Raw genomic sequence first — 25003 nt, 5'->3', positions numbered from 1 at the left:
GACAGGGAGGCGCAAACCCGCAGGAAGATCGGTCCGTCCTGGACACCTTGTCCAATCCGCCCTCGGGTTTGCGCCGAAAGCCGAAAGGCCCGGGGAGCTCACCCCATGTGCGGGTGAACGTGGTCGGTCGGCGGGACGAACGTCTCCTTGATCGACCGGGCCGACGTCCAGCGCAGCAGGTTCTGCGCGGCGCCCGCCTTGTCGTTGGTACCCGACGCCCGGCCTCCGCCGAACGGCTGCTGGCCGACCACGGCACCGGTCGGCTTGTCGTTGATGGAGAAGTTCCCGGCCGCGAACCGCAACTCCTCCACCGCCCGGGCGATCGCGTACCGGTCCTGGGCGATCACCGCGCCGGTCAGCCCGTACGGCGCGCCGGAGTCGACCCGGCCGAGCACGTCCTCCCAGCGCGAGTCCTCGTAGACGTGGACGGCGAGGATCGGTCCGAAGTACTCGGTCCGGAACATCTCGTTGCGGAGGTCCGAGGAGACCAGCACGGTCGGGCGGACAAACCAGCCGATCGCGTCGTCGTACTGGCCGCCGGCCGCCAGTTCCACCGTCGGGTCGCTCTTCGCCCGCTCGATCGCGTCCCGGTTCTTCTCGAAGGCCCGCCGGTCGATCAGCGCTCCCATGAAGTTCGACAGGTCGGTGACGTCGCCGACGGCCAGCGCGTCCACCTCGGCCAGGAAGTCGTCCTTGATCCGCTGCCAGAGGCTGCGCGGCAAGTACGCGCGGGAGAGCGCCGAGCACTTCTGGCCCTGGTACTCGAAGGCGCCGCGGATCAGCGCGGTCTTGAGGACCTGCGGGTCGGCCGAGCGGTGCGCCAGCAGGAAGTCCTTGCCGCCGGTCTCCCCCACGATCCTCGGGTACGTCCGGTAGGTGCCGATGTTGGCGCCGACCGTCTGCCAGAGCGACTGGAAGGTGGCCGTCGAGCCGGTGAAGTGCAGCCCGGCCAGTGCCGGGTCGGCGAGCGCGACCGCGGAGAGCTGCTGTCCGTCGCCGGTCACCATGTTGACCACCCCGGGCGGCAGTCCGGCCGCCTCCAGCAGCCGCATCAGGTGGTACGCGGCCAGGGTCTGGGCCGGCGCCGGCTTCCAGACCACGGTGTTGCCCATCAGCGCGGGCGCGGTCGGCAGGTTGCCGGCGATCGCGGTGAAGTTGAACGGGGTGACCGCGTAGACGAACCCCTCCAGCGGGCGGTGGTCGGTCCGGTTCCACACCCCGGGCGAGGAGACCGGCTGGTCGGCCAGGATCTGCCGGGCGAAGTGGACGTTGAACCGCCAGAAGTCGATCAGCTCGCAGGCCGAGTCGATCTCCGCCTGCTGCGCCGTCTTGGACTGCCCGAGCATGGTGGCCGCGTTCAGGGTGTCCCGCCAGGGCCCCGCCAGCAGGTCCGCGGCGCGCAGGAACACCGCCGCCCGGTCGTCGAAGGAGAGCGACCGCCACTCCCGGCCGGCCGCCAGCGCGGCGTCCACCGCGGCCCGGCCGTCCTCCCGGGTGGCGTTGCCGAGCACGCCCAGCTTCGCCGCGTGGTGGTGCGGCTGGACGACGTCGATCCGCTCACCGCCGCCGAACCGCTGCTCACCGCCGATGGTCATCGGCAGCGGGACCGGCTCGGCCGCCAGCTCGTCCAGCCGCCGCACCAGCCGGGACCGCTCCGGGCTGCCGGGCGCGTACGTCCGCACCGGCTCGTTGCCCGGGACCGGGACCTGGGTGACTGCGTCGATGGGCATGGCGGGCTCCACTCGTCGTCCGGCGGCCGGCCCGCTCCGACGACGGGCCCGACGCCCTCCAGACTGACCAGCGGCGGGCCCGATCGCCCGCCCGGACACGCCAACGGTGGACGTGGCGCGCGCCACGCCACCCGGAGGCGGACGGCCGACGGCCGTACGGACAGGCCCCGGGGCCTCGCGGGCCGCCGGGCCGTCGGGCCGTCGGGCCGTCGGGCCGTCGGGCCGGCGGGCCGTCGGGCCGGCGGTGGGGTGCCGGCGAGCCTCGGCGGATCCTCTGCGGGTGCCGGTCCGGTCCCGGGCCGGTCCCCGGTGGGCTCCGGGTGGACGCGCGGGCGGGTGTCGCCTCAGCCGGCGAGCCGGGCGGCCAGCTCGACCGCCTCGGCCAGCGTGTCCACCACCGGCACGCCCACCGGCTCCAGCTTCTGCCGGGTGTGCGAGCCGCCGGTGTACAGCACCGCGTGCGCACCCGCGCTCAGCGCGGCGAGCGCGTCGTCCGCCGCGTCCCCGATCAGCACCGTCCGGGCCGGGTCCACGTGCTCGCCCAGCGCCTCCAGGTGCCGGACCAGATGCTCCGCCTTCTGCCCGCCGGCCGGGCCGCTGCGCCCGTCCACCCGCAGGAACTGCCCGGTCAGGCCGAAGCCGTCGACCACCGGAAGCAGCCGGGTGTGCTCGTACAGCGACAGCAGCGACTGGCTGTGCCCGGCCGCCCGCCAGCCGTCCAGCAGGTCCAGCACGCCCTCGGTCAGCCCGCAGGCCACGCTCAGCTCGTGGTAGCGGCGGTGGAACGCGTCGTCCAGCTCCAGCCACTCGGCGTCGGAGGGCAGCCGGCCGAGCAGCCGCTGGTAGAAACGGGGAATCGGGATCTCGTACTGCTCGCGGTACTCCTGCAGCGTCATCGGCCCGACGCCGACGGTCGCGAATGCGGCGTTGCTCGCTCCGAGCACCGCCTCCATGTCATGGAAGAGCGTGCCGTTCCAGTCCCAGACGATATGAGTGCGCACGCAGGGAACGGTAACGCCGGGTACCGACAGACCGGTAGGGCGGGAATCACCGCGCCCTCGTCCGCCGGAACCGCCGACCCGCCGGTCAGGGCGGGTGGGACGGGTGGGACGGGTAGGGCGGACGGGCAGCTCCCGCCGGCACCCGGCGGACCCCGGCCGTCAGGTCGGCCCGGCGGACCCCGGCGGACCCCGGCGGACCCCGGCCGTCAGGTCGGCCCGGCGGACCCCGGCGGACCCCGGCAGGCTCAGGGGAGCAGTGCGGTGATCTCCTGGGTGGCGAACCAGAGCAGGTCGTGGTCCTCGGCGCCGTCCACGGTGAACTGGGCGTCCTGGTCGCCCGCGTCGGCCGCCGCCACCGCGGCCACCGCCGCCTCGACGTCCGTGACCACGTCCTGGTCGGCCACGTCCGCGTGCACCGCGGCCGCCTTGGCCAGCTTCACCGGTCCGGCGAGCACCACCCGGCCGAGCGAGGCCTGGTCCTGGTACTCGTCGCCGGGGAACGGCTTCACCGCCGAGTCGGCGACGTCCAGCGCGACCACGACGCGGCGGCGCGGGGCGTCCGGTTCGGCGGCCAGCAGCCGCAGCGAGGACTGGGCGGCCCGGTTCAGCGCCGCGTACTCCAGTTCCTCCAGGTCGTCACTGACGTACCACTCGCGCAGCGCGGGCGTCACGGCGTACGCCGCGGACTGCTCCAGCGCACCGCCGGAATGGGCCGCCGCCAGGCCGGTCAGGGTGGTGGGCACGTACACGCGCATCGGTGGCACTCTCCGGTTCGTCCAGCGGCACAGCTTCCAGCGCCCCCAGAATAAGCGCCCGACGCCGCCCTGTGATCACCGCGTTCGTCCCGATCCGGCGCACCCGCCGCCGGGCGTGCGGCCCGGGGGCTCCCGGGCGCCCCGTCCGCAGCGGCACGCCCCGGCGCGCGGCCGTCGACGCACGCCCCGACCCTCTGGACCGCAGCCGGACCCGCAGCCGGGCCTCAGCCGGGCCCGGTCCGTCCGCCGAGGGCTTGCCCGGTCACCCCTGCGCCGTCCTCACCGCGCGGCTTCCAGGGCCTCCCGGCAGGTGGCCAGGGCGCTCTCCAGGACCGGGCCCCGGCGGGCCGGATCCATCATGTTCGGACCCATCACCGCCAGGTCCGCCGGCGTGGGCGCGAGCAGGTGCACACGGACCCCGCCGGCCCGCAGCAGACCGGCCTCGCGGAGCAGCTGCCGGGTCACCGCCCGGCGGTAGCGGCTCACCAGCTGGGCCAGTACGCCGCGCGGGCGGTCCCGGACGCGCCGGGCGCGCCAGGGTTCCGACGTGCCCCGGCCGGGCTTCGAGCGCCCCTGCGGATCCCTCCGCAGGGCCATCGGGGCGAGGACGTACACCTCGTCCAGGCCCCGGTCGAGCATCAGATCGGCGTTGGTGGCCGACCAGCAGCCGCCGTCCACGTACGCGGAGCCGTCCAGCCGGACCGGCGTGAACCACCCGGGGATCGCGCAGGACGCCATCACCGCCTCGGCGACGTCGGCGGGCGGCGCGTCCGCGTCCCCGAAGACCACCCGGTGCCCGCCGCGGTAGTCCACCGCCACGACCCGCAGCGCCGAACCCGGCGGCCCGGACGGCCAGCCGCCGGGGCCGAACAGGGCACCGACCAGCCCGCCGACCGGCGCCAGCGAACCCCGGCCGTGCGGGGCGATCGCCGAGACCATGGTCAGCAGCGGGTACTCGCGCGGGTGCCGGACCGCGTCACGCAGCAGGCCCGGCGAGCCGATACCGGCCCGTGGGCGCGGCGGCAGGGCACCGCCGACCGCCGTGTCGTAGTCGAAGTCGATCCCGGCCAGCGGCCCGTCCGTGACCGGCAGACCGCGCTGGTGGTCACGGAGCCCGCCGGCGTCGACGCCGGCGGCCAGCAGCGCGGCCAGGATCGCGCCCGCCGAGGTGCCGAGCAGGACTTCGGCGTCGCCGGGCCGCCAGCCGGTCGACTCCTCGACGGCGCACAGCGCACCGACCGTCCAGGCGGCGCCGAGCATGCCGCCGCCGCCCAGCACCAGCCCGCGCCGGGGAGCGCCGTCGGTGGTGCCCGGTCCCGCCGTCCGTGTCCCGGACAGCCGTGTCGTCGGTACCCGTGTCGTCATGCCGGCCGCCTGTCGTCGTCGGGGGCGGTGGTCGTGTCGCCGGGGGCGGTGGCCGTCCCGGGCCGGACACGCGCTTCCGCCCGTCCGGCCTGTCCGGGGCCCGGCCCGGTTCCGGTCCTGCTTCGGGGCCCGGTTCCGGTCCTGGTTCCGGTCAGGATCCGATCGTGCGCGCCGACCGGCCGACCGCGCAACGCGGCCGCCGCGCGGCCCGACCCGGTTCCGGCCTCCGTACCGCCCTCGGCCCCGGTCTCCGGCCCGGCCCGGCACGGCCGCCCGGCCCGGCCGGGGGCCGCCGCCGTCCCGGCGATCCCACCGTCCCCTTTCGGGCCCTTCCGCGCGGCGCCGGGCGTCAACCCCGCGCCTCCCGAACCGGGCCCACAGCCCTTGCCGCAGCGGTCGACTCACCCGGATAGGTGAACTTCCGGACCACCCCGGGCCGGGCCGGGAACCCGGTTGCCACCGTGTGCGGGCCCCGGCTAGCAAGGACCCGTCCGTACTCGCACCACCCGCTCCGAAGAAGGCCCATGACCACCTGCCCGAACCGCCCCGCCCCGCCGGTCCCGCCCGTCCCGGCCGCCGGCCCTCCCGGCCGGCCCGCCGTCCCTCCCGCCGTGCTGTCGGCGCGCCCGCACCGTCCGCGCGCCGTCTCCCGGACCTGTCGCGCCCCGCAGACCGACCGGCGCCCGCGCCACCCCCGAGCCACCTGCGCCGCCGCGCCCGGCCACGACCCGCGCGCCGGGCTGAGCACCCGGTTCGCCCACCAGCTGGTGGAGGTGCTCACCGGCGCCCGGCCGTCCGGCCAGCTGCTGCGCCACACCACGCTGGACGGCTACGGCCAGCTCGCCGCCCTGGTCCGGGCCGGCACCCTGCGCCGGACCCGCACCGGCGAGCGGCCGAGACTCGGCCCGGTCCACGACCGCTCGCCCTCGCCGGAGGCCGTCGAGGCCTGTGTCCGGGTCGACCTCGGCACCCGGCACCACGTGGTCGCGTTCCGGCTGGAGCCGCGCGGACCGGCCGGCCAGTGGCAGTGCACCGCCGTGGAGGCCCGGTGAACGCGCCGCAGGGGCGTCCGCGAACGGCGCAGGGCGCCACCCCCGTACGGGAGCGGCGCCCTGCGCGGCGGCCGACCGGAGCGGCCGGACCGGATTCAGCTCTTGCGGCGGCGGCCCTTGGCCGACTTGGCGGCCTTGCGGCGCTCGGCGCGGGTCAGCCCGTCGCCCTCGTCCTCCGCGCCGAGGTCCTCGAACTCGCCCTCGACCACACCGCCGCCGACCTCCTCCGAGGGGGCCGTGTAGTGCAGCCGCTGCGGCTTCGGGGCCTCCAGGCCCTTGGCCTTGATCTCCGGACGGGCGGAGTCCTTCTCCAGCTTGTCGAGGAGCACCGCGGCGTCCTCGACCGGGACCTCCTCGACCTGCTGCTCGACCTGGACCTCCAGGTTGAACAGGTAGCCGACGGACTCCTCCTTGATGCCCTCCATCATCGCGGTGAACATGTCGAAGCCCTCGCGCTGGTACTCGACCAGCGGGTCGCGCTGCGCCATGGCCCGCAGGCCGATGCCCTCCTGCAGGTAGTCCATCTCGTAGAGGTGCTCGCGCCAGCGGCGGTCCAGCACCGAGAGGACGACCCGGCGCTCCAGCTCGCGCATGATCTCCGCACCGAGCTGGTCCTCACGGGCGCCGTACTGCGCCTGGACGTCCTCCTGGATGACCTTGGTGAGGAACTCCGAGGTGAGCCCGGCGGCGCCGCCGGCCTCCTCCTCCAGCTGCTCCAGCTCCAGGGTGACCGGGTAGAGCTGCTTGAGCGCGGTCCAGAGCTTCTCCAGGTCCCAGTCGTCCTCGAAGCCCTCACCGGTGGCGGCCTGGACGTACGCCTGGACGGTGTCGTCCATGAAGTGGCCGACCTGCTCCTGCAGGTCCTCGCCCTCCAGCACGCGACGGCGCTCGCCGTAGATGACCTCGCGCTGGCGGTTCAGCACCTCGTCGTACTTGAGGACGTTCTTGCGGATCTCGAAGTTCTGCTGCTCGACCTGGGTCTGCGCGGAGGCGATCGCCCGGGTGACCATCTTCGACTCGATCGGCACGTCCTCGGGCACGTTGGCCATCGAGAGCACGCGCTCGACCATGCCGGCCTTGAACAGACGCATCAGGTCGTCGCCCAGGGACAGGTAGAAGCGGGACTCGCCCGGGTCGCCCTGACGGCCGGAACGGCCGCGCAGCTGGTTGTCGATCCGGCGGGACTCGTGCCGCTCGGTGCCGAGGACGTAGAGACCGCCGGCCTCCTTGACCTCCTCCTGCTCCGCCTTCACGGAGGCCTTGGCCTTCTCCAGCGCGGCCGGGAACTCGGCCTCGTACTCCTCCGGGTTGTCGGCCGAGGAGAGTCCGCGCTGGGCCAGCTCGGCCGCGGCGAGGTGGTCCGGGTTGCCGCCGAGCATGATGTCGGTACCGCGGCCGGCCATGTTGGTGGCGACGGTGACGGCGCCCTTGCGGCCCGCCTGCGCGACGATCTGCGCCTCGCGCTCGTGGTGCTTGGCGTTCAGCACCTCGTGCGGGACCCCGCGCTTGCGCAGCTCCTGCGAGAGGTACTCCGACTTCTCGACCGAGACGGTACCGACCAGCACCGGCTGGCCCTTCTCGTGCTTCTCGGCGATGTCCTCGACCACGGCGGCGAACTTGGCCGGCTCCGACTTGTAGATCAGGTCGGGCTGGTCGATGCGCAGCGGCGACTTGTTGGTCGGGATCGGCACGACGCCGAGCTTGTAGATCTGGTGGAACTCGGCCGCCTCGGTGGTGCCGGTACCGGTCATGCCGGCCAGCTTGTCGTACAGGCGGAAGAAGTTCTGGAGGGTGATGGTCGCGAGGGTCTGGTTCTCGTTCTGGACCTCCACCCCCTCCTTGGCCTCGATCGCCTGGTGCATGCCCTCGTTGTAGCGGCGGCCGGCCAGGATGCGGCCGGTGTGCTCGTCGACGATCATGACCTCGCCGTTCATCACGACGTAGTCCTTGTCCCGCTTGTACAGCTCCTTCGCCTTGATGGCGTTGTTCAGGAAGCCGACCAGCGGGGTGTTCACCGACTCGTAGAGGTTGTCCATGCCGAGGTAGTCCTCGACCCGGGTGACACCCTCCTCCAGCACGCCGACGGTGCGCTTCTTCTCGTCGACCTCGTAGTCGCGGTCGATCTTCAGGCGCTGGACCAGCTTGGCGAAGTCGGCGTACCACTTGGTCGCCTGGTCGGCCGGACCGGAGATGATCAGCGGGGTGCGGGCCTCGTCGATGAGGATCGAGTCGACCTCGTCGACCACCGCGAAGAAGTGGCCGCGCTGGACGAGTTCGTCCTTCGACCAGGCCATGTTGTCGCGGAGGTAGTCGAAGCCGAACTCGTTGTTGGTGCCGTACGTGATGTCCATCGAGTACTGGCGCTTGCGCTCGGCGGGCGTCATGTTGCCGAGGATCACACCGACCTCGAGACCGAGGAAGCGGTGCACCCGGCCCATCCACTCCGAGTCGCGCTCGGCGAGGTAGTCGTTGACGGTGATCAGGTGCACGCCCTTGCCCGTGAGCGCGTTGAGGTACGTGGGCAGCGTGCCGACCAGGGTCTTGCCCTCACCGGTGCGCATCTCGGCGACGTAGCCGAGGTGCAGCGCGGCACCACCCATGAGCTGGACGTCGTAGTGCCGCTGGCCGAGGACGCGCTTGGCGGCCTCACGGACGGTGGCGAACGCCTCGGGGAGGATGTCGTCCAGCGTCTCGCCGTCGACGAGCCGCTGCTTGTACTCGTCGGTCAGCGCGCGGAGCTCGGCGTCGGTGAGGTTGACGAAGTCCTCTTCGATGGAGTTGACCTGGGCAGCAATCCGCTGCAGCTTGCGAAGGATCTTGCCTTCGCCGGCGCGCAGGATCTTGTCGAAGACGGACACTTGAGCGGGCTCCTTGCCTGTATTGGCACTGGACGACTGCACGGTGGGTCCACCCCACCGCACGGGCCATCGTATGCGAGGAGTCCAACGCCCCGGGAGGTGCGTCAGCACGGTATTCCCGTGTCACCCGTGCGAGCACATGGCCCGATAGCACCACTCACCGGGGCAAACCGGGCGACTGTCCGGAGAGTTGGCCGGTGCGATCCGTTAATCGGATGCTCGGATTCCTCTCTGCACGGAATAATCCACCCATGGAAGATCAACCGGAAGAGCAGACCGAAGCGCGGACCGTCGAGCCCGTCGTCCTCACCACCGACCGCCTGGTGCTGCGGGCCCCGCAGGAGTCCGACATCGACGCGATCCTCGCCGCCTGCCAGGACGAGGCCATCCAGCACTGGACGGTCGTCCCCGTCCCGTACCGGCGCGAGGACGCCGAGTACTTCGTCCACGACCTCGCCGCCAACGGCTGGCGGACCGGCGAGAGCCGGATCTGGTGCGTCTTCGAGCGCGAGACCGGATCGATGGTCGGCACCCAGGGGCTCGTCGGCTGTCCCGGCCGACCGGGCGCCGCCGAGGTCGGCTGGTGGGCGACCAAGGAGTTCCGCGGTCGCGGGTACACCGTGGAGGCCGCCCGCGAGGTCGCCCGCTACGGCCTCACCGAACTGGGCGTGCGCCGCCTGGAGTGGGTCGCCTACGTGGGCAACGAGGGCTCCCGCGCGGTGGCCGAGAAGGTCGGTTTCCGGGTCGAGGGCACCCTGCGCTCCTTCGCCGAGCAGCGCGGAACGTTCCACGACGCCTGGATCGGCGCCATGCTCCCCGGCGACCTCGCCACCGGTCCGGCCACCGACCTCACCGACCTCACCGGCTGAACCCGCCGAAGCCCGCCCGCACCCGACCGGCGGGAGCCCCGCGGGCGGCCGGCGGTGCCGGCCGACGGGCGGATTGTCAGTACCCCCGTCTACCCTCGCCGGCATGACCGCCTCGACCTCGCGCCCGGCCGGCCGCCCCGCCACCGGCCGGACCCCCGCCCCGCCACCGGTGACGACGCTCGGCGCCGACGACGCCCGCCGGATCGCCCTGCGCGCACAGGGACTGCTCGGCGCCCCGGACCGCCCGGGCGGCGTGCGCGGGGTGCTGCGCCACCTCGGCGCCGTCCAGCTCGACACCATCTCGGTCCTGGCCCGCTCCCACGAACTGATCCCGTACGCGCGGCTCGGCGCCGTCGGCCGCCCGGCGGTCGAGGCCGCGTACTGGGGCAAGGGGACCAGTTTCGAGTACTGGTCGCACGCGGCCTGCATCCTGCCGATCGAGGAATGGCCGCTGTTCGCCTTCCGGCGCCGCCGCTACCGCGAGCGCGCCCACGTCTGGGGCAAGGAGGTCGACGAGGCCACCTACCGCTCGGTGCTGGCGAAGCTGCGAACCGAAGGACCGCTCACCTCCACCGAGTTGGGCGGTGCCAAGAAGACCGCCGACTGGTGGGACTGGTCCGACACCAAGATCGCGGTGGAGCGGGCACTGAGCTTCGGCGACGTCGTCTGCACCGACCGCCGCAGCTGGAAGCGCGTCTACTCGCTGGCCGAACAGGCGGTTCCCGCCGAGCTGTTCGCGGCGGACCCGACCGACGAGGAGTGTCTGCGCACCCTGGTCGCCCAGTCCGGCGCAGCCCTCGGCGTGGCCACCAGGGCCGACCTGCTCGACTACCACCGCCTGCGCGCCGAGCAGTTCGACTCGGTCGTCGCCGACTCCGGCCTCGTGCCGGTCGAGGTGGCCGGCTGGGGTCCGGACGGCGCCCCGGCCGCCGCCTGGGCCGACCCGGCGGCCCTCGCCGGACCGCCCCGGGGCCGCCACCGGACCACGCTGCTCTCGCCGTTCGACTCGCTGGTCTGGGAGCGCCCGCGGACCGAGCGGATCTTCGGCATGGCCCACCGGCTGGAGGCGTACACCCCGAAGCACAAGCGGGTGCACGGGTACTTCGCGATGCCACTGCTGACCGGCGGCCGGCTGGTCGGCCGGGTCGATCCGGCCCGCGAGGGGCGGACCCTGGTGGCCCGCCAGGTGTCGCTGGACTCGCCGCGGCACGTCGGGGCACTGGCCACCGCGCTGCGCGAGGCGGCCGACTGGGTCGGCTGCGACGCCGTCCGGGTGGAGACGCTGCACGACGAGGCGCTGCGCCCGGCGCTGGAGCGCCTGCTCGCCTGAGCCGAGGCGGGGCGGGGCTGGGCTGGGCCCGGCACCCCGCGGACAGGAGCGGAAGCGGGAGCGGGGCCGCACGGCCCCGCTCCCGCAGCCTCACCCTATTTCGAGGATCTTCTCCCGCATCGCGTAGACCACGGCCTCCATCCTGGAGTGCAGTTGGAGCTTCTCCAGGATGTTGCGCACGTGGTTCTTCACGGTGTTCTCGCTGATGAACAGCTCCTTGGCGATCTCCCGGTTGTTCATCCCGGTGGCCACCAGCTTCAACACCTCCAGCTCACGGTCCGTGAGCCGGGGCGCGGGCACCAACTCCCGCTCGTCGGAACGTCGCTGGATCATCGACTTGAACTCGGTCAGCAACTTGGACGCCATCGACGGGCTGATCTGGGACTGCCCGTCGGCTACCGCACGAATCGCCGTGGCGACCTCGTCGGTGGAGATCTCCTTGAGGAGGTAGCCGGTGGCACCGGCCTTGATGGCCTCGTAGAGGTCGGCCTCCTCGTCGCTTATCGTCAGCATGATGATCTTGGTGCTCGGCGCCACGTCCTTGATCGCGGTGCAGGCCTCGATCCCGCTGCGGCGCGGCATCCGAACGTCCATCAGGATGATGTCGGGCAGCAGGTCGGCCGCCTTGAGGACCGCCTCGGCGCCGTCACCGGCCTCGCCGACCACGGTGATGTCCGCCTCCTCGGCCAGCACGATCTCCAGGCCGCGCCGGAAGAGCGCGTGGTCGTCCACCACCAGAACGCGAATCGGCTCCCTGCGGCGGAGGTCGTACTCGGGCTCGTCCCCGGGTCTCGGCCGCACCCCCGCGACCGGCCCTGTAGCGGGCCCCAGCCCGAAGTGATCCCCCATCCGCTCCTCCCCCGTCGCCGGTCGTCGTCCGCCAATCATTCCACGCCCTGGGCCCCTTACGGTCACCCTCCGGCGCCATTGCCCCGCACGGGGTGACCTTCCCGGCCGGACCGGTCCCGGCGCCGCCCCACCGGCTCTCGGCGCACGCCCCGGGCGCACCGACGAACCGCCGGGAGCCCCGGGTCATCCACCGGGGAGCCTTCGGAACGCTTCCGGACGCACGGCTGACGGGCCGCCGGAGAACGGGCGACCCCGGCGGCACCGGCCGCCGGGGTCGCCCGCACTGCTCGAATCTCCCGTACCGCTCGACTCGTCAGTCGTCGTCGCCGAGGACGCCGATCGCCCCTCCGGCACCGCCGCCCTCGACGGTCGAGCCGTCGGCCTTCAGGTGGATGACGCCGTAGTGGTAACCGTGCCGGCGGTAGACGACGCTCGGCAGGCCGCTGTCCTTCTCCACGAAGAGGTAGAAGTCGTGGCCGACCAGCTCCATCTCGTAGAGCGCCTGGTCGAGCGCCATCGGGGCGGCCGGGTGGGTCTTCTCCCGGACCACCAGCGGGCCTTCGCCCTCCACTTCCAGGGAACCCATCATGGTCTTGCGGACGGCCCCGTTGGTCTCGCTCACCGCCGGCGGCGTCTCGGGCAGCGCGGCCAGGGCCGCGGTCGCCTCGGCGACGCTGATCGGGGTGCGTCCGTTGCCGCCCTTGTGGACCCGACGCCGGTCCGCGGACTTGCGGAGCTGGGCGTCGAGCTTCGCCGAGGCCAGGTCGAGTGCCGCATAGGGGTCGGCGGCGGCGGCCTCGGCCCGGATCACCGGGCCACGGGTACGGAGGGTGATCTCCACGCGGTCCGACCGGTCGGCCTGCCGCGGGTTGTGTTCCTTGGACACCTCGACATCAAGGCTGATCGCCTTGGCGTCGAACTTCTGGACCTTCTCCAGCTTCTCGGCCACGTGATCCCGAAACCTCTTGGGCAACTCGGTCTTGCGGCCCTTGACGACGATGTCCACGCAGAACTCCGATCCCTCGTTCTGTCGCCGATCCGGGTGCTACCGGATCGGGCTGAGACCCAGCCGGACCAGCCAATCCTCTGCCGGCCCTCCGCCCCGCCGGCAACGGCGGGAACGACTGGCCCTCATCTCACTTCCTCCCCACCAGGGACGCTTGAAACCCCCTGGAGCCTTATCGAACACCTCACACGGGGTTTTCGCCTCCGCAGCGGGGACAGTGGGTATGGCGGGTGTTATGGGCTGGCGGTCAAGCTGCTGCCCCCTGTCTACCCTCCCAGGAGTGAAACACAGGTAAATACCTGGACAACACCCCCCGTACGGCGCATTCTTTGCTCACTCTCCGTGCCTGCCACCGCGAGGAGCACCGTGTCGACCACCCCCACCCCGCCCCTTCACCAGGCCGTCCGCGGGTCGTTCGCCCACGCACTCGGCGGGCTGCTGGACGTCCTGCTCCCTGCCCGCTGCGCGGGCTGCGACGCCGTCCGGGGGCACCTCTGCCCGGGCTGCCGGCACGTGCTGGCCACGGCCCGCCCCGGGCCCGCCACGGCCCTTCCCCGTGTGCACGCCGCCGCGCCGTACGCCGACCCGGTCCGCGGGCTGCTGCTCGCCCACAAGGAACGCGGTGCGCTCCGACTCGCCGGCCCGCTCGGCGACGCCCTCGCCCGGGCGGTGCGCTCCTCGCTCGGCCCGGACGCCGGCCACGCCGCGCTGCTGCTCGTCCCGGTGCCCTCCGCCCGTGCCGCCGTCCGCGCCCGGGGGCACGATCCGACGCTGCGGCTGGCCGGTTCCGCCGCCCGGGCGCTGCGCCGGACGGGCCTGGACGCCCGGGCTGCGCCGCTGCTCCGGCACGCCCGTCCGGTCGCCGACCAGACCGGGCTCTCCGCCGCCGGGCGGCGGCGCAACCTGCACGGCGCGCTCACCGTCCTGCCCGGCGCTCCCCGACGGCTCGCGGGCCGCCTGCCGGTCCTGGTGGACGACCTGGTGACCACCGGTGCCAGCCTCGCCGAAGCGGCCAGGGCCCTGGCCGCCGCGGGCCTGCCACCCGGCGCTGCCGCCACCGTCGCGGCGGCCGTCCCGCGCCGCGCCGGACGCGGCCCGGCCCGGCCCTGACGGCCCCGTCCCCGGCGGCCTCCGTCGGCCCCGGCCCGGCTCAGCCCGACTCGGCCCGGCTCAGCCCGGGTAGATGAAGGAGGCCGCCCGGTAGGGCAGTACCAGCTCACGCCACTGGTTGTTGACCAGCCGGTAGAGCTTGCCGTCCGTCCCCTGCAGGGCCAGCGTCGGCGGCGGCGACTGGTTGCCCCCGCGCGACTCGGACGCCTCCACCGTGGCCATGCCCTCGCCGCCCTGAAGCCGCGCGTCCGCGCTCTGCGACCCGTCGGTGCTGATGTAGTGCAGCTGCTGCAGCCGGTCCTTCTCCTTGCCGAGCACCAGCAGCTGGTCCGCCTCCGCCCAGGAGACCGAGGTGACCTCCGTCAGCACCGGATTGGCCGGCCGCAGACCGGTGATCCGCACGGTCGGGGCCTCCTTGGTCCCGCCGTGGACGACCAGGCCCAGCCAGAGCTTCTGGTCCCTGCCGTCCTTCCCGTCCTTGGGGTCCTTCCCGTCCTTGACCAGCAGGGCGATCCGGACACCGTCCGACGAGACCTTGACGGCCTGCAGGGACCGTCCGCCCAGGTCGTCCACGGCCACCGGGACGACCTGCTTGTCGCGCACCATCAGCACCCGCTGGCCCTGCGGGTCGCGGTCCACCACGAAGAGGTCGCCGCGGCCGTCCCAGGTGGGCGAGGTCAGCCCGTCGTCGGTCCTGGCGCCCGCCCGCGCCGCGGTGGTGAGCACCGCCTGCGGCATCGCCGACGTGGCCTCCGAGAGCGGCACCGTGTAGAGCTGGTGGCCGTCGGCGCTGAGCGCCGCGGCGCGCTCGCCGTCCCGCGCCACCGCGATCGCGCCGAGCGGCCGGCCGCTCGGCTGCGGCTTGCCCAGCGGGCCGTGCACCGGCTCGCTGGCGGTGTCACCGTGCGTCTCGTACAGCACGCCGTCCTCGGCGCGCTGGTAGAACTGCCGGCTCGCCATCGTGCCGGCCAGCGATCCGGGGCCGGTCTCCGGCTCGTCGCCCTTGCTCGCCTGGCAGCCCGGCCCGCCGTGCCGGCCCTTGAGGTCCAGCCGTTCGACCTGCCCCTTGCCCTGGTCGGCGAGGGTGTAGAGGAGCTGGGTAGCCATCCGCCGGCAGGCGGTCGCGGCGCCCAGGTCCACCTCGCCGAGCGTGACGTGCGCGGTGCGGCTCTCGTCGACGGCGACTCCGTCGACGACCGTGCCGGCCGGGAAGGCCGACCGCGAGACCGGCGCGAGCCAGAGCGAGGGCCCCGCGACGACGGCCTTCGCGGCCTCGGTGAGCGGGTCTATTCGGCGCCGCAGGTAGATCGGGTCGGCGATCAGCACGTCCCGGCTGGTCGCCGACGCGGCGGTGGGCGCGGAGGGGTCCGGCGCCGCGTAGAAGAAGCGGTCCACCTGCCGGTAGTTGTTGCGGAAGTTGCTCTCGTTGATGATCACCCCGTCCGGCAGCTGGTCGATCCGCCACTCCCCCGACTTCTCCCGAAGGAAGTTGAAGTCGAACGAGGTCAGGACCGCCACCGGCTCCAGCGAGAACGAGTGCCGGTCGTCGATCTGGGAGACCAGCTGCCCGGAGACCTTGATGGGTTTCTCGGTGTCGGCGTCGGTCACGGTCACGGTGGGGTGGCCCGGATTGGCCGCGAGCACCTTGATGCCGGCCTCCGGCCTCCAGCTCGCACTGGCGGCCGCCGTCAGGTACTGCCGCGCGGTGTCGTAACTGTCGTCGGCGGTCAGCGCGTCCAGGAAGCCGGTCAGCAGCTCCTGCGGCTTGGCGCCCTTGGTGGGCTCCACCGGGAAGACCCTGACCTGGAGGTTCTTGTCCGCCGACCCCTGGGACAGCTCGACCTTGGCGATGCCCCCGGAGTCCGGCATCCCCGCGCAGCCGGCCGCCAGCACGGCGCCGACCACCGCGCCGACCACTGCGGCCAGCCGCGGCTCAGTCCTGCCGCTGGTCCTTCGCACGCTGCGTCCCCTCCGTGTCCGTTCCACCGGTGCCGTCCACCGCGTCCACCCCGTCCGGACCCGCCGTCCGCTGCGCCACCGACGGCCGGCCCGGCGTCGGGTCCACCATGACCTGCGCACCTGTCGCACCGTATCCGGCCCCGACCGGGCGCACGTCCGACGGATCGGCGCGCGGCCCCTCGGGCGCCCGGCGTCCCAGTCCCGGCCCGATGCCGAGCACACCGCCCAGGCCGCTGCCCAGGTTGCCGCCGAAGGCGTTCCCTGAGGTCTCCGGGGTCTCCGGGTCGGCCTGCTCGTCCGTCGCGGTCAGCGCGGTGGCGCCGGCCGGACGGATCGCCCGCCGGTACGGCGTCCCGTAGGTGCCGAGGCCGCGGTTGTTGCGCGAGTCCTCCGGTTCGAGCCGGAACGGAGCCCGGCTGATCTCCCCGCCGCGGGTGCGCGGCAGCGTGAGCCGGAAGTGCGAGCCACCGCCGGGCTCGCCCCAGGCCTGCAGCCAGCCGCCGTGCAGGTGCGCGTCCTCGACGGCGATGGACAGGCCGAGGCCCGTACCGCCGGTGGTCCGCACCCGGGAGGGATCGGCCCGCCAGAAGCGGTGGAACACCCGGGACGCCTCGCCGGGCTTGAGCCCGATGCCGTAGTCGCGGACGCCGACGGCGACCGCGCCGTCCTGCGAGCCCAGCCGGACCACGACGTCCCGGCCCTCGCCGTGCTCCAGCGCGTTGACCACCAGGTTGCGCAGGATGCGCTCGATCCGGCGGGAGTCGACCTCGGCCAGCACCGGCTCGCCGTCGCCGCGGATCACCACGGCGCTGCCCTTGGCCTGCGCCAGCGGGTCGGCGGCCTCGACCACCCGGCCGACGATCTCGCGCAGGTCGACCGGCTCGGCGTCCAGGACGGCGGCGCCGGCGTCGAAGCGGCTGATCTCCAGCAGGTCGGCGAGCAGGGATTCGAAGCGGTCCAGCTGGCCCTGGAGCAGCTCGGCCGACCGGGCCGCCATCGGGTCCAGGTCCTCACGGCTGTCGTAGATCAGGTCGGCGGCCATCCGGACGGTGGTCAACGGGGTGCGCAGCTCGTGCGAGACGTCCGACACGAAGCGCCGCTGCACCCGGGAGAGCTCCTCCAGCTGGCGGATCTGCGCCTGCAGGGCGTTGGCCATCCGGTTGAAGGACTCGCCGAGCCGGGCGATGTCGTCCGTCCCGGTGACCTTCATCCGCTCTTCCAGGTGTCCGGCGGCCAGCCGCTCGGAGATCCCGGCGGCCATCCGGACCGGTGTGACCACCTGGCGCACCACCAGCCAGGCGATGCCGCCCATCATGATCACCACGAAGATGCCGGCGGTCGCCAGGGTGCCGGTGACCAGCCCGAGGGTCTTGGTCTCCTGGCCGAAGGAGAAGACGTAGTAGAGCTGGTAGCTCTTGTCGCTGGGACCGACGAACTGCATGCCGAAGACCAGCCCGGGTTCGGTCCGGTTGTGGCTCTCGGCGGAGCGGTGGATCACGGTCGGCTGGCTGAAGCTCTGGCCCGCCTCCTGCCCCACCTTGGCCCGCAGGCTCTCCGGGATGCTGCTGGGCAGGATGTCCCCCGAGTAGCGCGGGCCCAGCCCGGTCTTGTCCGGTGCGATCGTCTGGGTGGTCCCCGGCAGCATCGCGATCACGGTGTAGACGCTCTGCCCGCTGGCGGCCAGGTCACCGACCTGCTTGAGCAGCCAGGTGCCTATCTCCTCCGTGCTCGGGTCGGTCGTCGCGCCGACCTTCAGCCGCAGGTCCTTCGCCTCGTCGATCTTCTTGAGCTCGCTCTGGAAGCCGGAGAGCGCCTGGTCCCGGGCCGAGGCCCGCTTGGTGTCCAGCAGTCCGGTGCGGACCTGGGCCACCACCACGACGCCCAGCACCAGCACCACCACGACCGACAGCAGCAGGGTCGCCGCCACCACCCGCAGCTGGATCGAACGCCGGTACAGCGCCGCCACCCGGTGCACGGGCCGGCGCAGCTGACGGGTGAGCAGCGCGATCAGGGCCGCCGGAGCACGCCGCCTGCGGCTGCGCACGGTCGAGCTCAGCACGTCCCCGCGCACGGCGTCGGCCCCGCCGGTCGCGGAACCCGACGGGGTCTCGTCAGCCTGGTACATCACGTCAGCTGGGCCCGGCCTTGTAGCCGACGCCACGGACGGTCACCACGATCTCGGGGCGCTCGGGGTCCTTCTCGATCTTGGACCGCAGGCGCTGGACGTGGACGTTCACCAGCCGGGTGTCCGCCGCGTGCCGGTAGCCCCAGACCTGCTCCAGCAGCACCTCCCGGGTGAACACCTGCCACGGCTTGCGGGCCAGCGCGACCAGCAGGTCGAACTCCAGCGGGGTCAGCGGGATGCCCCGCCCGTCCCGCTTCACGGAGTGGCCGGCCACGTCGATCACCAGATCGCCGATGGTCAGCTGCTCCGGGGTCGGATCCTCGGCACGGCGCAGCCGGGCACGGACCCGGGCCACCAGCTCCTTGGGCTTGAACGGCTTGGTGACGTAGTCGTCGGCGCCCGATTCCAGGCCCACCACGACGTCCACCGTGTCGGTCTTGGCGGTCAGCATGACGATCGGAATACCCGACTCGGCCCGGATCTGCCGGCAGACGTCAATGCCGTCCCGACCCGGAAGCATCAGGTCGAGGAGGACCAGGTCGGGCTTGGTCTCCCTGAACGCTGCCAGCGCCCTGTCCCCATCTGCGACGAAAAACGGCTCAAAACCCTCACCCCGCAGCACGATGCCGAGCATCTCGGCCAGTGCGGAGTCGTCATCAACGACGAGGACGCGTCCCTTCATGCGTCCATCTTCTCATTACCGGATTGTGACCTGCCGCACAGCAGTCCCTTTGCTCCAGAACGGCCAACTGGCGACCAGGCGAATTCAGGCCATACCGGGCGAAAGGTCTGCACCCCTCCACCCCCACGGTCCCGGGGAGAGCCCACGAACCGTCCGCAGCCGTGCCGTTGCCGTTCAGCAACCGGATCCCCCTGGGGGACGTACGGCCACCATGACACGATGGGCGCTGCGCCCGCGTGAAGATCCACCCGGTGCCGCGAACCCTGACGCCCTCCGAGGAGCAGTGATGACCGACACTCCGGGCTGGGCCTCGCCCGGCTCGCCCGAGCCGCCCCGCGACGGCACCCGGCCCACGGCCGACGTGCCCTCCGTGCCCGGCCAGTCGGCACCGCCCTACGACGCGCCGCCCGCCTGGGGCACCGCCCCCGGAGCCCCGCAGCCCCCGTACGGCGGGCAGCCGGTCGGGTACGGGCAGCCCGGCCCGTACGGCGGAGGTCCCGGCGGCCCGTACGGCTGGGGCGTCCCGCAGAGCCCCAAGCCCGGCATCATCCCGCTCCGCCCGCTGGGCCTCGGCGAGATCCTCGACGGCGCCGTCTCGACCGTCCGCAAGCACTGGCGCACCACCCTCGGCCTCTCGCTCGGCGTGGCGGTCGTCCAGCAGGGCGCCACGCTCGGCGCGCAGCTCGCCATCAAGGGCGACACCGGCGAGTTCACCCCGGTGATCACCACCCTGGCCAGCATGCCGGTCACGCTGCTGCTCGGCGTCGTGGCCGCGGCCCTGCTCACCATGGTCGTCAGCCGCGCCATCCTCGGACAGTCCGTGACCGTCCGGGACGCCTGGCGCGACGCCCGGCCGCGACTGCTCCAGCTCACCGGCCTCACCCTGCTCACCGGCCTGGTCGGCGTCGGGGTCATGCTGCTCGGGTTCACCCCGCTGATCGGCTACCTGCTGGCCGGCGCGGACGAACCGGCGATCGTGATCCCGCTCGTCGTCGTCGGCCTGCTCAGTATCCCGGTCGCGTTCTGGCTCTGGATCCAGCTCAGTCTGGCCGCCCCCGCCCTGATGCTGGAGAAGCAGGGCGTGTTCACCGCCCTCTCCCGCTCCCGCCGCCTGGTCCGCGGCTCCTGGTGGCGGATCTGCGGCATCAACGTGCTCAGCCAGATCATCGCGGCCTTCGTCGCGGGCGTGATCAGCACCCCGTTCATGATCGCCGGCCTGGTCCTCGGCTTCGACGACATCGCCCGCCAGGCCGACGCCGGGGACTCCGGCGCCCTGCCCACCGCGATGCTGGTCACCATGGCGATCGGCGGCGTCATCTCCGCCACCATCACGCTCCCGTTCACCGCCACCATCGGCGTGCTCCTCTACGTCGACCAGCGGATCCGTCGCGAGGCCCTGGACATCGAGCTCGCCCGCGCCGCCGGCCTGCCCGAGTACGGCGGCACCGGCTGGGGCGGACAGGCCGGCCCGAACCCCGCCGCGAGGCTCTGAGCCCGATGCCGCACTGGGGGGAGAGGGTCCTGGCCGCGGGTGGCGCCCCGGTCACGACCCCGCGCGACGCCGCCCGCGACGCCGCACGCGACGAACTGCTCAAGGCCGACTACCACCGGCACGACCCGAGCCTCCAGGAACGGGTCATCGGCTGGATCATGGACCGGATCGACGAAGCCCTCGGAGCCATCGCCGGCGACGGCACCACCGGCACCACCGGCCTGATCCTCTTCACGGTGATCGCCGTCCTGATCGCCGCCGCCCTCTGGTGGCGCCTCGGCGCCCCCCGGCGGGCCGTCCGGACCACCCTCGGCGTCTTCGGCGCCGTCGGTCCCCGCACCGCGGCCCAGCACCGGGCCGACGCCGAGCGTCATGCCGCCGCCGGCCAGTGGACCGAGGCCGTCCGCGAACAGATGCGCGCCCTGGTCCGCGGCCTGGAGGAGCGCACCCTGCTCGACACCCGCCCCGGCCGCACCGCGGACGAGGCCGCCGCCGAGGCCGGACGCACCCTGCCCGAGCACGCCGCGGCACTCACCGCGGCCGCCCGCACCTTCGACGACATCGCCTACGGCGACCGCACCGCCGACCAGGCCGCCTACCAGCTGCTGCGCGACCTCGACCGGACCCTGGAGCGCGCCCGCCCGGTCCTCGCCCCGGCCGCCGGAGGACCCGCATGACCAGCGCCACCCCCGCCGCGCCGACGCCCGTACCCGCCCCGTCCTCCGAGCCGGGGCCCGCCACCGCCCTCGCCGCCACCAGCCTCGCCCCCACGGGCCACGGCCTCTGGCGGCGCGGCCGGTGGTACCTGCTCACCGCCGCACTCCTGCTGCTCTCGGCCGTCGTCCTGGCCGCCCTCAACCAGGACCGCAGCTACCCGCCGCTCGACCCGCGCTCCTACGAGCCCGCCGGCGGGCACGCCGTGGTCGCCCTCCTCCAGCGCGAGGGACTCAAGGTCGACCTCACCGCCGACCCCACCGTCCCCGCCGCCGACGCGGGCACCCTCGTCCTGCCCGAGCCCGACCTGCTCGGCCCCGAGCAGTTGCGCGCCGTCGCCACCGCCGGACACGCCCGGCTGATCCTGATCTCCCCCGGCCCCGCCGCGCTCAGCGCACTCGTCCCCGGCGTCCGCACCTCCGACGAGAACGGCGGCGTCCCCTACGCCTCCGTCCGCAGCACCGCCGCCGAGTGCTCGCTCCCCGAGGCCGTCCGGGCGGGGACCGCGCACCTCGGCGGCCTGCTCTACACCGCCGGCAGCCGCGGCGAGGGCTGCTACGAGCGCGGTCACGGCTACCCGCTGGTCGCCGTCCCCACCGGCCGGAACTCCGACGTCGTCGTCCTCGGCAGCGGCGACTTCCTCACCAACGAGCTGCTCACGAAGGACGGCAACGCCGCCCTCGGCGTCGGCCTCCTGGGAACCGAGCCGCACCTCACCTGGCACCTGCCCGACTACACCGCCCCGGTCGCCGAGGGCGGCGGGCTGAAGACCTTCGACGACTACATCCCCGAGGGCTGGCGCTGGGCCGGCTACCAACTCGCCGTCGCCGTCCTGCTCGCCGCCCTCTGGCGGGCCCGCCGGCTCGGCCCGGTGGTCAGCGAGAACCTGCCCGTCGTGGTCCGCGCCGCCGAGACCACCGAAGGCCGTGCCCGCCTCTACCGCCGCGCCAAGGCCCGTGGCCGCGCCGCCGACGCCCTGCGCCGCGCCGCCGCCCACCGCCTCGCCCCGGCCCTGGGCGTCCCGCCCGTCGCCGGCGCACCCGACCCCACCGCTCTCAGCGCGGCCGTCGCCGACCGCCTCCCCGAGCGGCCCGCCGGGGACGTACGGGCCCTCCTGTACGGCCCGCCCCCGACCGACGACGCCGCGCTGCTGCGGCTCGCCGACGACCTCGACGCCCTCGAAAGGCAGGTACGGAAGCCGTGACCGAACAGGCCACCGCCCAGCTCCGCATCACCCCCGGCCCGGCTCCCGCCACCCCCGGCCCCTCGCACGACCCCCGGGTCAGCGACCCGCGCGAGGCGCTGACCGCCCTGCGCGCCGAGATCGCCAAGGCCGTGGTCGGCCAGGACGCCGCCGTCACCGGCCTGGTCGTCGCCCTGCTCTGCGGCGGCCACGTGCTGCTCGAAGGCGTCCCCGGCGTGGCGAAGACCCTGCTGGTCCGCACCCTCTCCACCGCGCTCAGCCTGGAGACCAAGCGCATCCAGTTCACGCCCGACCTGATGCCCGGCGACGTCACAGGCTCCCTGATCTACGACGCCCGGACCTCCGAGTTCTCCTTCCAGGCCGGCCCGGTCTTCACCAACCTGCTGCTCGCCGACGAGATCAACCGCACCCCGCCGAAGACCCAGGCGGCCCTGCTGGAGGCCATGGAGGAGCACCAGGTCACCGTCGACGGCGAGCCGCGAGCCCTGCCCGTCCCGTTCCTGGTCGCCGCCACCCAGAACCCGGTCGAGTACGAGGGCACCTACCCGCTGCCCGAGGCCCAGCTCGACCGCTTCCTGCTCAAGCTGGTCCTGCCGCTGCCCGACCGGGACCAGGAGTTCCAGGTGCTCGCCCGGCACGCCTCCGGCTTCGACCCGCGCGACCTCGGCGCCGCCGGTGTCCGCCCGGTCGCCGGCCCCGGGCACATCGCCGCCGCCCGCGAGCAGATCGCCGCGCTGACCGTCGCACCCGAGATCCTCGCCTACATCGTCGACCTGTGCCGGGCGACCCGGCAGTCGCCGTCACTCTCCATCGGCGTCTCCCCCCGCGGTGCCACCGCCCTGCTCGGCGCCTCCCGCGCCTGGGCCTGGCTCGCCGGACGCGACTACGTCACCCCCGACGACGTCAAGGCCCTCGCGCTGCCCACCCTGCGCCACCGCGTCGCCCTGCGGGCGGAGGCCGAGATGGAGGGCGTCACCGCCGACTCCGTCATCCAGGCGGTCCTGGCCCAGACCCCGGCCCCCCGCTGACCCTCGGCACCCCGCCGACCGCCTCGCTCCCGGCCCCGACGAAGGAACGCACCGCATGGCCCTCACCGGGCGAACCGCCCTGCTCGCCGCGCTCGGCGCCCTCGTCACGGGCCTGCTGCTGCCCTCCTGGGCCGGGATCGGCGCCGTCACCGGAACGGTCCTCCTCGCCGTCGTCGTCGACCTGGTGCTCGCCGCCCCCGTCCGCAGCCTGCGGATCACCCGGGGCGGCGCCACCACCGTCCGGCTCGGTGAACCCGCCACCGTCGAACTGACCGTCACCAACCCGTCCGGCCGCCCCCTGCGCGCCAGGATCCGCGACGCCTGGGCCCCGTCCGCCTGGCGCCCGGGCACCGAGATCGCCGCCTCCCGGCACACCCTGCGGGTCCCGGGCCGCGAACGGCGCCGGGTCACCACCGTCCTCACTCCGACCCGGCGCGGTGACTACCACGCCCACAAGGTGACGGTCCGCTCCCTCGGCCCGCTCGGTCTGGCCGGCCGTCAGGGATCGCACCTCGTCCCCTGGACGGTCCGCGCCCTCCCCCCGTTCGCCAGCCGCAAGCACCTGCCCTCCCGGCTCGCCCGGCTGCGCGAACTCGACGGCCGCACCTCCCTCCTGACCCGTGGCCAGGGAACCGAGTTCGACTCGCTGCGCGAGTACCTGCCCGGCGACGACATCCGCTCCATCGACTGGCGCGCCAGCGCGCGCCGCCAGACCGTCGCCGTCCGCACCTGGCGCCCCGAGCGCGACCGACACATCCTGATCGTCCTCGACACCGGCCGCACCTCCGCCGGCCGGGTCGGCGACGCCCCGCGCCTGGACGCCTCCCTCGACGCCGCGCTCCTGCTCACCGCACTGGCCACCAAGGCCGGCGACCGGGTCGACCTGCTCGCCCACGACCTCCGCAAGCGGGCCTCGGTGGCGGGCCGGTCCCCCAACGAGATCCTCACGGCCTTCACCGGCGCGATGGCCGTCCTGGAGCCCGCCCTCTACGAGACCGACATGCGTTCGCTGGTCGCCACCTCCCTGAAGATGGCGCCGCACCGCTCGCTGATCGTCCTCCTCACCGGCCTCGACGCGGCTCCCGTGGAGGACGGCCTCCTCCCCCTCCTCCCACTGCTCACCAAGCGCCACGAGGTCGTGCTCGCCTCCGTCGCCGACCCGCACCTCGACGAGCTCGCCGCCGGCCGCGGCACCGTCGAGGCCGTCTACGGCGCCGCCGCCGCCGAGCAGACCCGCGCCGACCGCCGTCTCACCGCCGACCGCCTCACCCGCGCCGGCGTCACGGTGCTCGACGCCGCACCCGCCTCCGTCGCCCCCGCGCTCGCGGACACCTACCTCGCCCTCAAGGCCGCCGGCCGCCTCTGAGCGGCCCTTCCATTCAGGCCGGAAACCCGAGTCAGGCCGGAAACCCGAGATGCCCCGCTACCGGTGCCGGTAGCGGGGCATTCTCCTGCCGTGGACGCTCTGTCTTGCGTCCCGTCCGTGTCAGCCGTATCGCCTGCGCACTCCCAGCAGCTTCCGCCACAAGGGCCCGTCAGGACCTCGCCCGGGACACCGCCGGCTATAACGTCGGAAAGCCCGGCCGGAACACGGTGTCCCCGCCCCCAGATCCCCACCGGGCCCCGGGGATGCCTCTCCGACACCCGTCCGCGACCGCCGGAGGCACTGCTGCCGGCACTGATGCTCAAGCGGAAGGCAATCCACGGACAAGCCGGGGAGTCGACCGTCCACCGAATTCCCCGGAAACGCAAAGAACCCCCGTCCGTATCCCGGACGGGGGTTCTTCACAATGATTGTTCGGCGGCGTCCTACTCTCCCACAGGGTCCCCCCTGCAGTACCATCGGCGCTGTGAGGCTTAGCTTCCGGGTTCGG

At 73.6% G+C, this 25003-nt stretch carries 19 protein-coding genes and 1 rRNA gene; 9 read left to right on the top strand and 11 right to left on the bottom strand.

Annotation, left to right across the window (positions count from 1 at the left end; genetic code table 11):
• Window positions 1–98: 98 nt before the first annotated feature.
• From pruA to PUR61_RS34980, 4 genes are all read right to left on the bottom strand, one after another.
• Entirely contained in the window at window positions 99–1724 is a 1626-nt protein-coding gene (pruA, locus tag PUR61_RS34995; RefSeq protein WP_329883743.1) for an L-glutamate gamma-semialdehyde dehydrogenase, read from the bottom strand.
• Window positions 1725–2074: 350 nt separating this feature from the next.
• A complete protein-coding gene (locus tag PUR61_RS34990) occupies window positions 2075–2731 on the bottom strand; it encodes an HAD family hydrolase (protein WP_329883570.1) in 657 nt (218 codons plus the stop codon).
• A gap of 245 nt (window positions 2732–2976) precedes the next feature.
• Window positions 2977–3486, bottom strand: coding sequence for a DUF6912 family protein (locus PUR61_RS34985; protein WP_329883568.1), 510 nt, complete (start codon window positions 3484–3486; stop codon window positions 2977–2979).
• A 279-nt stretch (window positions 3487–3765) separates the two neighbouring features.
• Window positions 3766–4851 carry a patatin-like phospholipase family protein gene (locus tag PUR61_RS34980; RefSeq protein ID WP_329883567.1) on the bottom strand — a complete coding sequence of 362 codons (1086 nt, stop codon included), beginning with the start codon at window positions 4849–4851 and terminating at the stop codon, window positions 3766–3768.
• Between the two features lie 524 nt (window positions 4852–5375).
• On the opposite strand from PUR61_RS34980, the gene PUR61_RS34975 reads away from it, so the two are divergent.
• Window positions 5376–5903, top strand: a complete 528-nt coding sequence (locus PUR61_RS34975) for an Rv3235 family protein (protein WP_329883566.1) — start codon at window positions 5376–5378, stop codon at window positions 5901–5903.
• Between the two features lie 95 nt (window positions 5904–5998).
• Here PUR61_RS34975 and secA read toward each other — a convergent pair whose 3' ends face one another.
• Window positions 5999–8761 carry a preprotein translocase subunit SecA gene (gene secA, locus PUR61_RS34970; RefSeq protein WP_329883565.1) on the bottom strand — a complete coding sequence of 921 codons (2763 nt, stop codon included), beginning with the start codon at window positions 8759–8761 and terminating at the stop codon, window positions 5999–6001.
• 251 nt (window positions 8762–9012) lie between these two features.
• Between secA and PUR61_RS34965 the strand changes: the two genes are divergently transcribed.
• Both PUR61_RS34965 and PUR61_RS34960 read left to right on the top strand, forming a co-directional pair.
• Entirely contained in the window at window positions 9013–9630 is a 618-nt protein-coding gene (locus PUR61_RS34965; RefSeq protein ID WP_329883564.1) for a GNAT family N-acetyltransferase, read from the top strand.
• Window positions 9631–9733: 103 nt separating this feature from the next.
• Window positions 9734–10960, top strand: coding sequence for a winged helix-turn-helix domain-containing protein (locus PUR61_RS34960; RefSeq protein WP_329883563.1), 1227 nt, complete (start codon window positions 9734–9736; stop codon window positions 10958–10960).
• 90 nt (window positions 10961–11050) lie between these two features.
• Here the strand turns inward: PUR61_RS34960 and PUR61_RS34955 are convergent, their stop codons facing one another.
• Both PUR61_RS34955 and hpf read right to left on the bottom strand, forming a co-directional pair.
• A complete protein-coding gene (locus PUR61_RS34955) occupies window positions 11051–11809 on the bottom strand; it encodes a response regulator transcription factor (protein ID WP_329883562.1) in 759 nt (252 codons plus the stop codon).
• A 313-nt stretch (window positions 11810–12122) separates the two neighbouring features.
• Window positions 12123–12815, bottom strand: coding sequence for a ribosome hibernation-promoting factor, HPF/YfiA family (gene hpf / locus PUR61_RS34950; RefSeq protein WP_329883561.1), 693 nt, complete (start codon window positions 12813–12815; stop codon window positions 12123–12125).
• A gap of 447 nt (window positions 12816–13262) precedes the next feature.
• Between hpf and PUR61_RS34945 the strand changes: the two genes are divergently transcribed.
• Window positions 13263–13925, top strand: a complete 663-nt coding sequence (locus PUR61_RS34945) for a ComF family protein (RefSeq protein WP_443035296.1) — start codon at window positions 13263–13265, stop codon at window positions 13923–13925.
• 60 nt (window positions 13926–13985) lie between these two features.
• Here PUR61_RS34945 and PUR61_RS34940 read toward each other — a convergent pair whose 3' ends face one another.
• Genes PUR61_RS34940 through mtrA form a run of 3 tightly spaced genes read right to left on the bottom strand, consistent with a single transcriptional unit; the run spans window position 13986 to window position 18691 of the window.
• A complete protein-coding gene (locus tag PUR61_RS34940) occupies window positions 13986–15884 on the bottom strand; it encodes an LpqB family beta-propeller domain-containing protein (RefSeq protein WP_329883559.1) in 1899 nt (632 codons plus the stop codon).
• Window positions 15859–18009, bottom strand: coding sequence for an MtrAB system histidine kinase MtrB (gene mtrB, locus PUR61_RS34935; RefSeq protein ID WP_329883558.1), 2151 nt, complete (start codon window positions 18007–18009; stop codon window positions 15859–15861). The genes PUR61_RS34940 and mtrB overlap by 26 nt, the downstream gene beginning before the upstream one ends.
• A 4-nt stretch (window positions 18010–18013) precedes the next feature.
• A complete protein-coding gene (gene mtrA, locus PUR61_RS34930; RefSeq protein WP_320441904.1) occupies window positions 18014–18691 on the bottom strand; it encodes an MtrAB system response regulator MtrA in 678 nt (225 codons plus the stop codon).
• A gap of 286 nt (window positions 18692–18977) precedes the next feature.
• Between mtrA and PUR61_RS34925 the strand changes: the two genes are divergently transcribed.
• The 5 genes from PUR61_RS34925 (at window position 18978) to PUR61_RS34905 (ending at window position 24495) form a co-directional block, all read left to right on the top strand.
• Complete coding sequence (locus PUR61_RS34925; RefSeq protein ID WP_329883557.1) at window positions 18978–20183, top strand: hypothetical protein; 1206 nt, start codon at window positions 18978–18980, stop codon at window positions 20181–20183.
• Window positions 20184–20188: 5 nt separating this feature from the next.
• The gene (locus PUR61_RS34920) at window positions 20189–20860 is read left to right on the top strand and encodes a DUF4129 domain-containing protein (RefSeq protein ID WP_329883556.1); all 672 of its coding nucleotides are present in this window, start codon (window positions 20189–20191) and stop codon (window positions 20858–20860) included.
• Window positions 20857–22101: a DUF4350 domain-containing protein gene (locus tag PUR61_RS34915; protein WP_329883555.1), complete on the top strand. Its 1245-nt coding sequence runs from the start codon at window positions 20857–20859 to the stop codon at window positions 22099–22101. The genes PUR61_RS34920 and PUR61_RS34915 overlap by 4 nt, the downstream gene beginning before the upstream one ends.
• A 98-nt stretch (window positions 22102–22199) precedes the next feature.
• On the top strand, window positions 22200–23129 hold the full coding sequence (locus tag PUR61_RS34910; protein ID WP_329883742.1) for an AAA family ATPase: 930 nt from the start codon (window positions 22200–22202) through the stop codon (window positions 23127–23129).
• 55 nt (window positions 23130–23184) lie between these two features.
• Complete coding sequence (locus PUR61_RS34905; protein WP_329883554.1) at window positions 23185–24495, top strand: DUF58 domain-containing protein; 1311 nt, start codon at window positions 23185–23187, stop codon at window positions 24493–24495.
• Between the two features lie 430 nt (window positions 24496–24925).
• Here the strand turns inward: PUR61_RS34905 and rrf are convergent.
• Window positions 24926–25003: ribosomal RNA gene (rrf, locus tag PUR61_RS34900) — 5S ribosomal RNA — on the bottom strand; the annotation flags it as partial.

This window comes from Streptomyces sp. BE20, assembly GCF_036322525.1.
Classification (GTDB): domain Bacteria; phylum Actinomycetota; class Actinomycetes; order Streptomycetales; family Streptomycetaceae; genus Kitasatospora.
The sequence above is the reverse complement of the archived record's forward strand: the minus strand, read 5'-3'. Positions and strand labels throughout refer to the sequence as shown.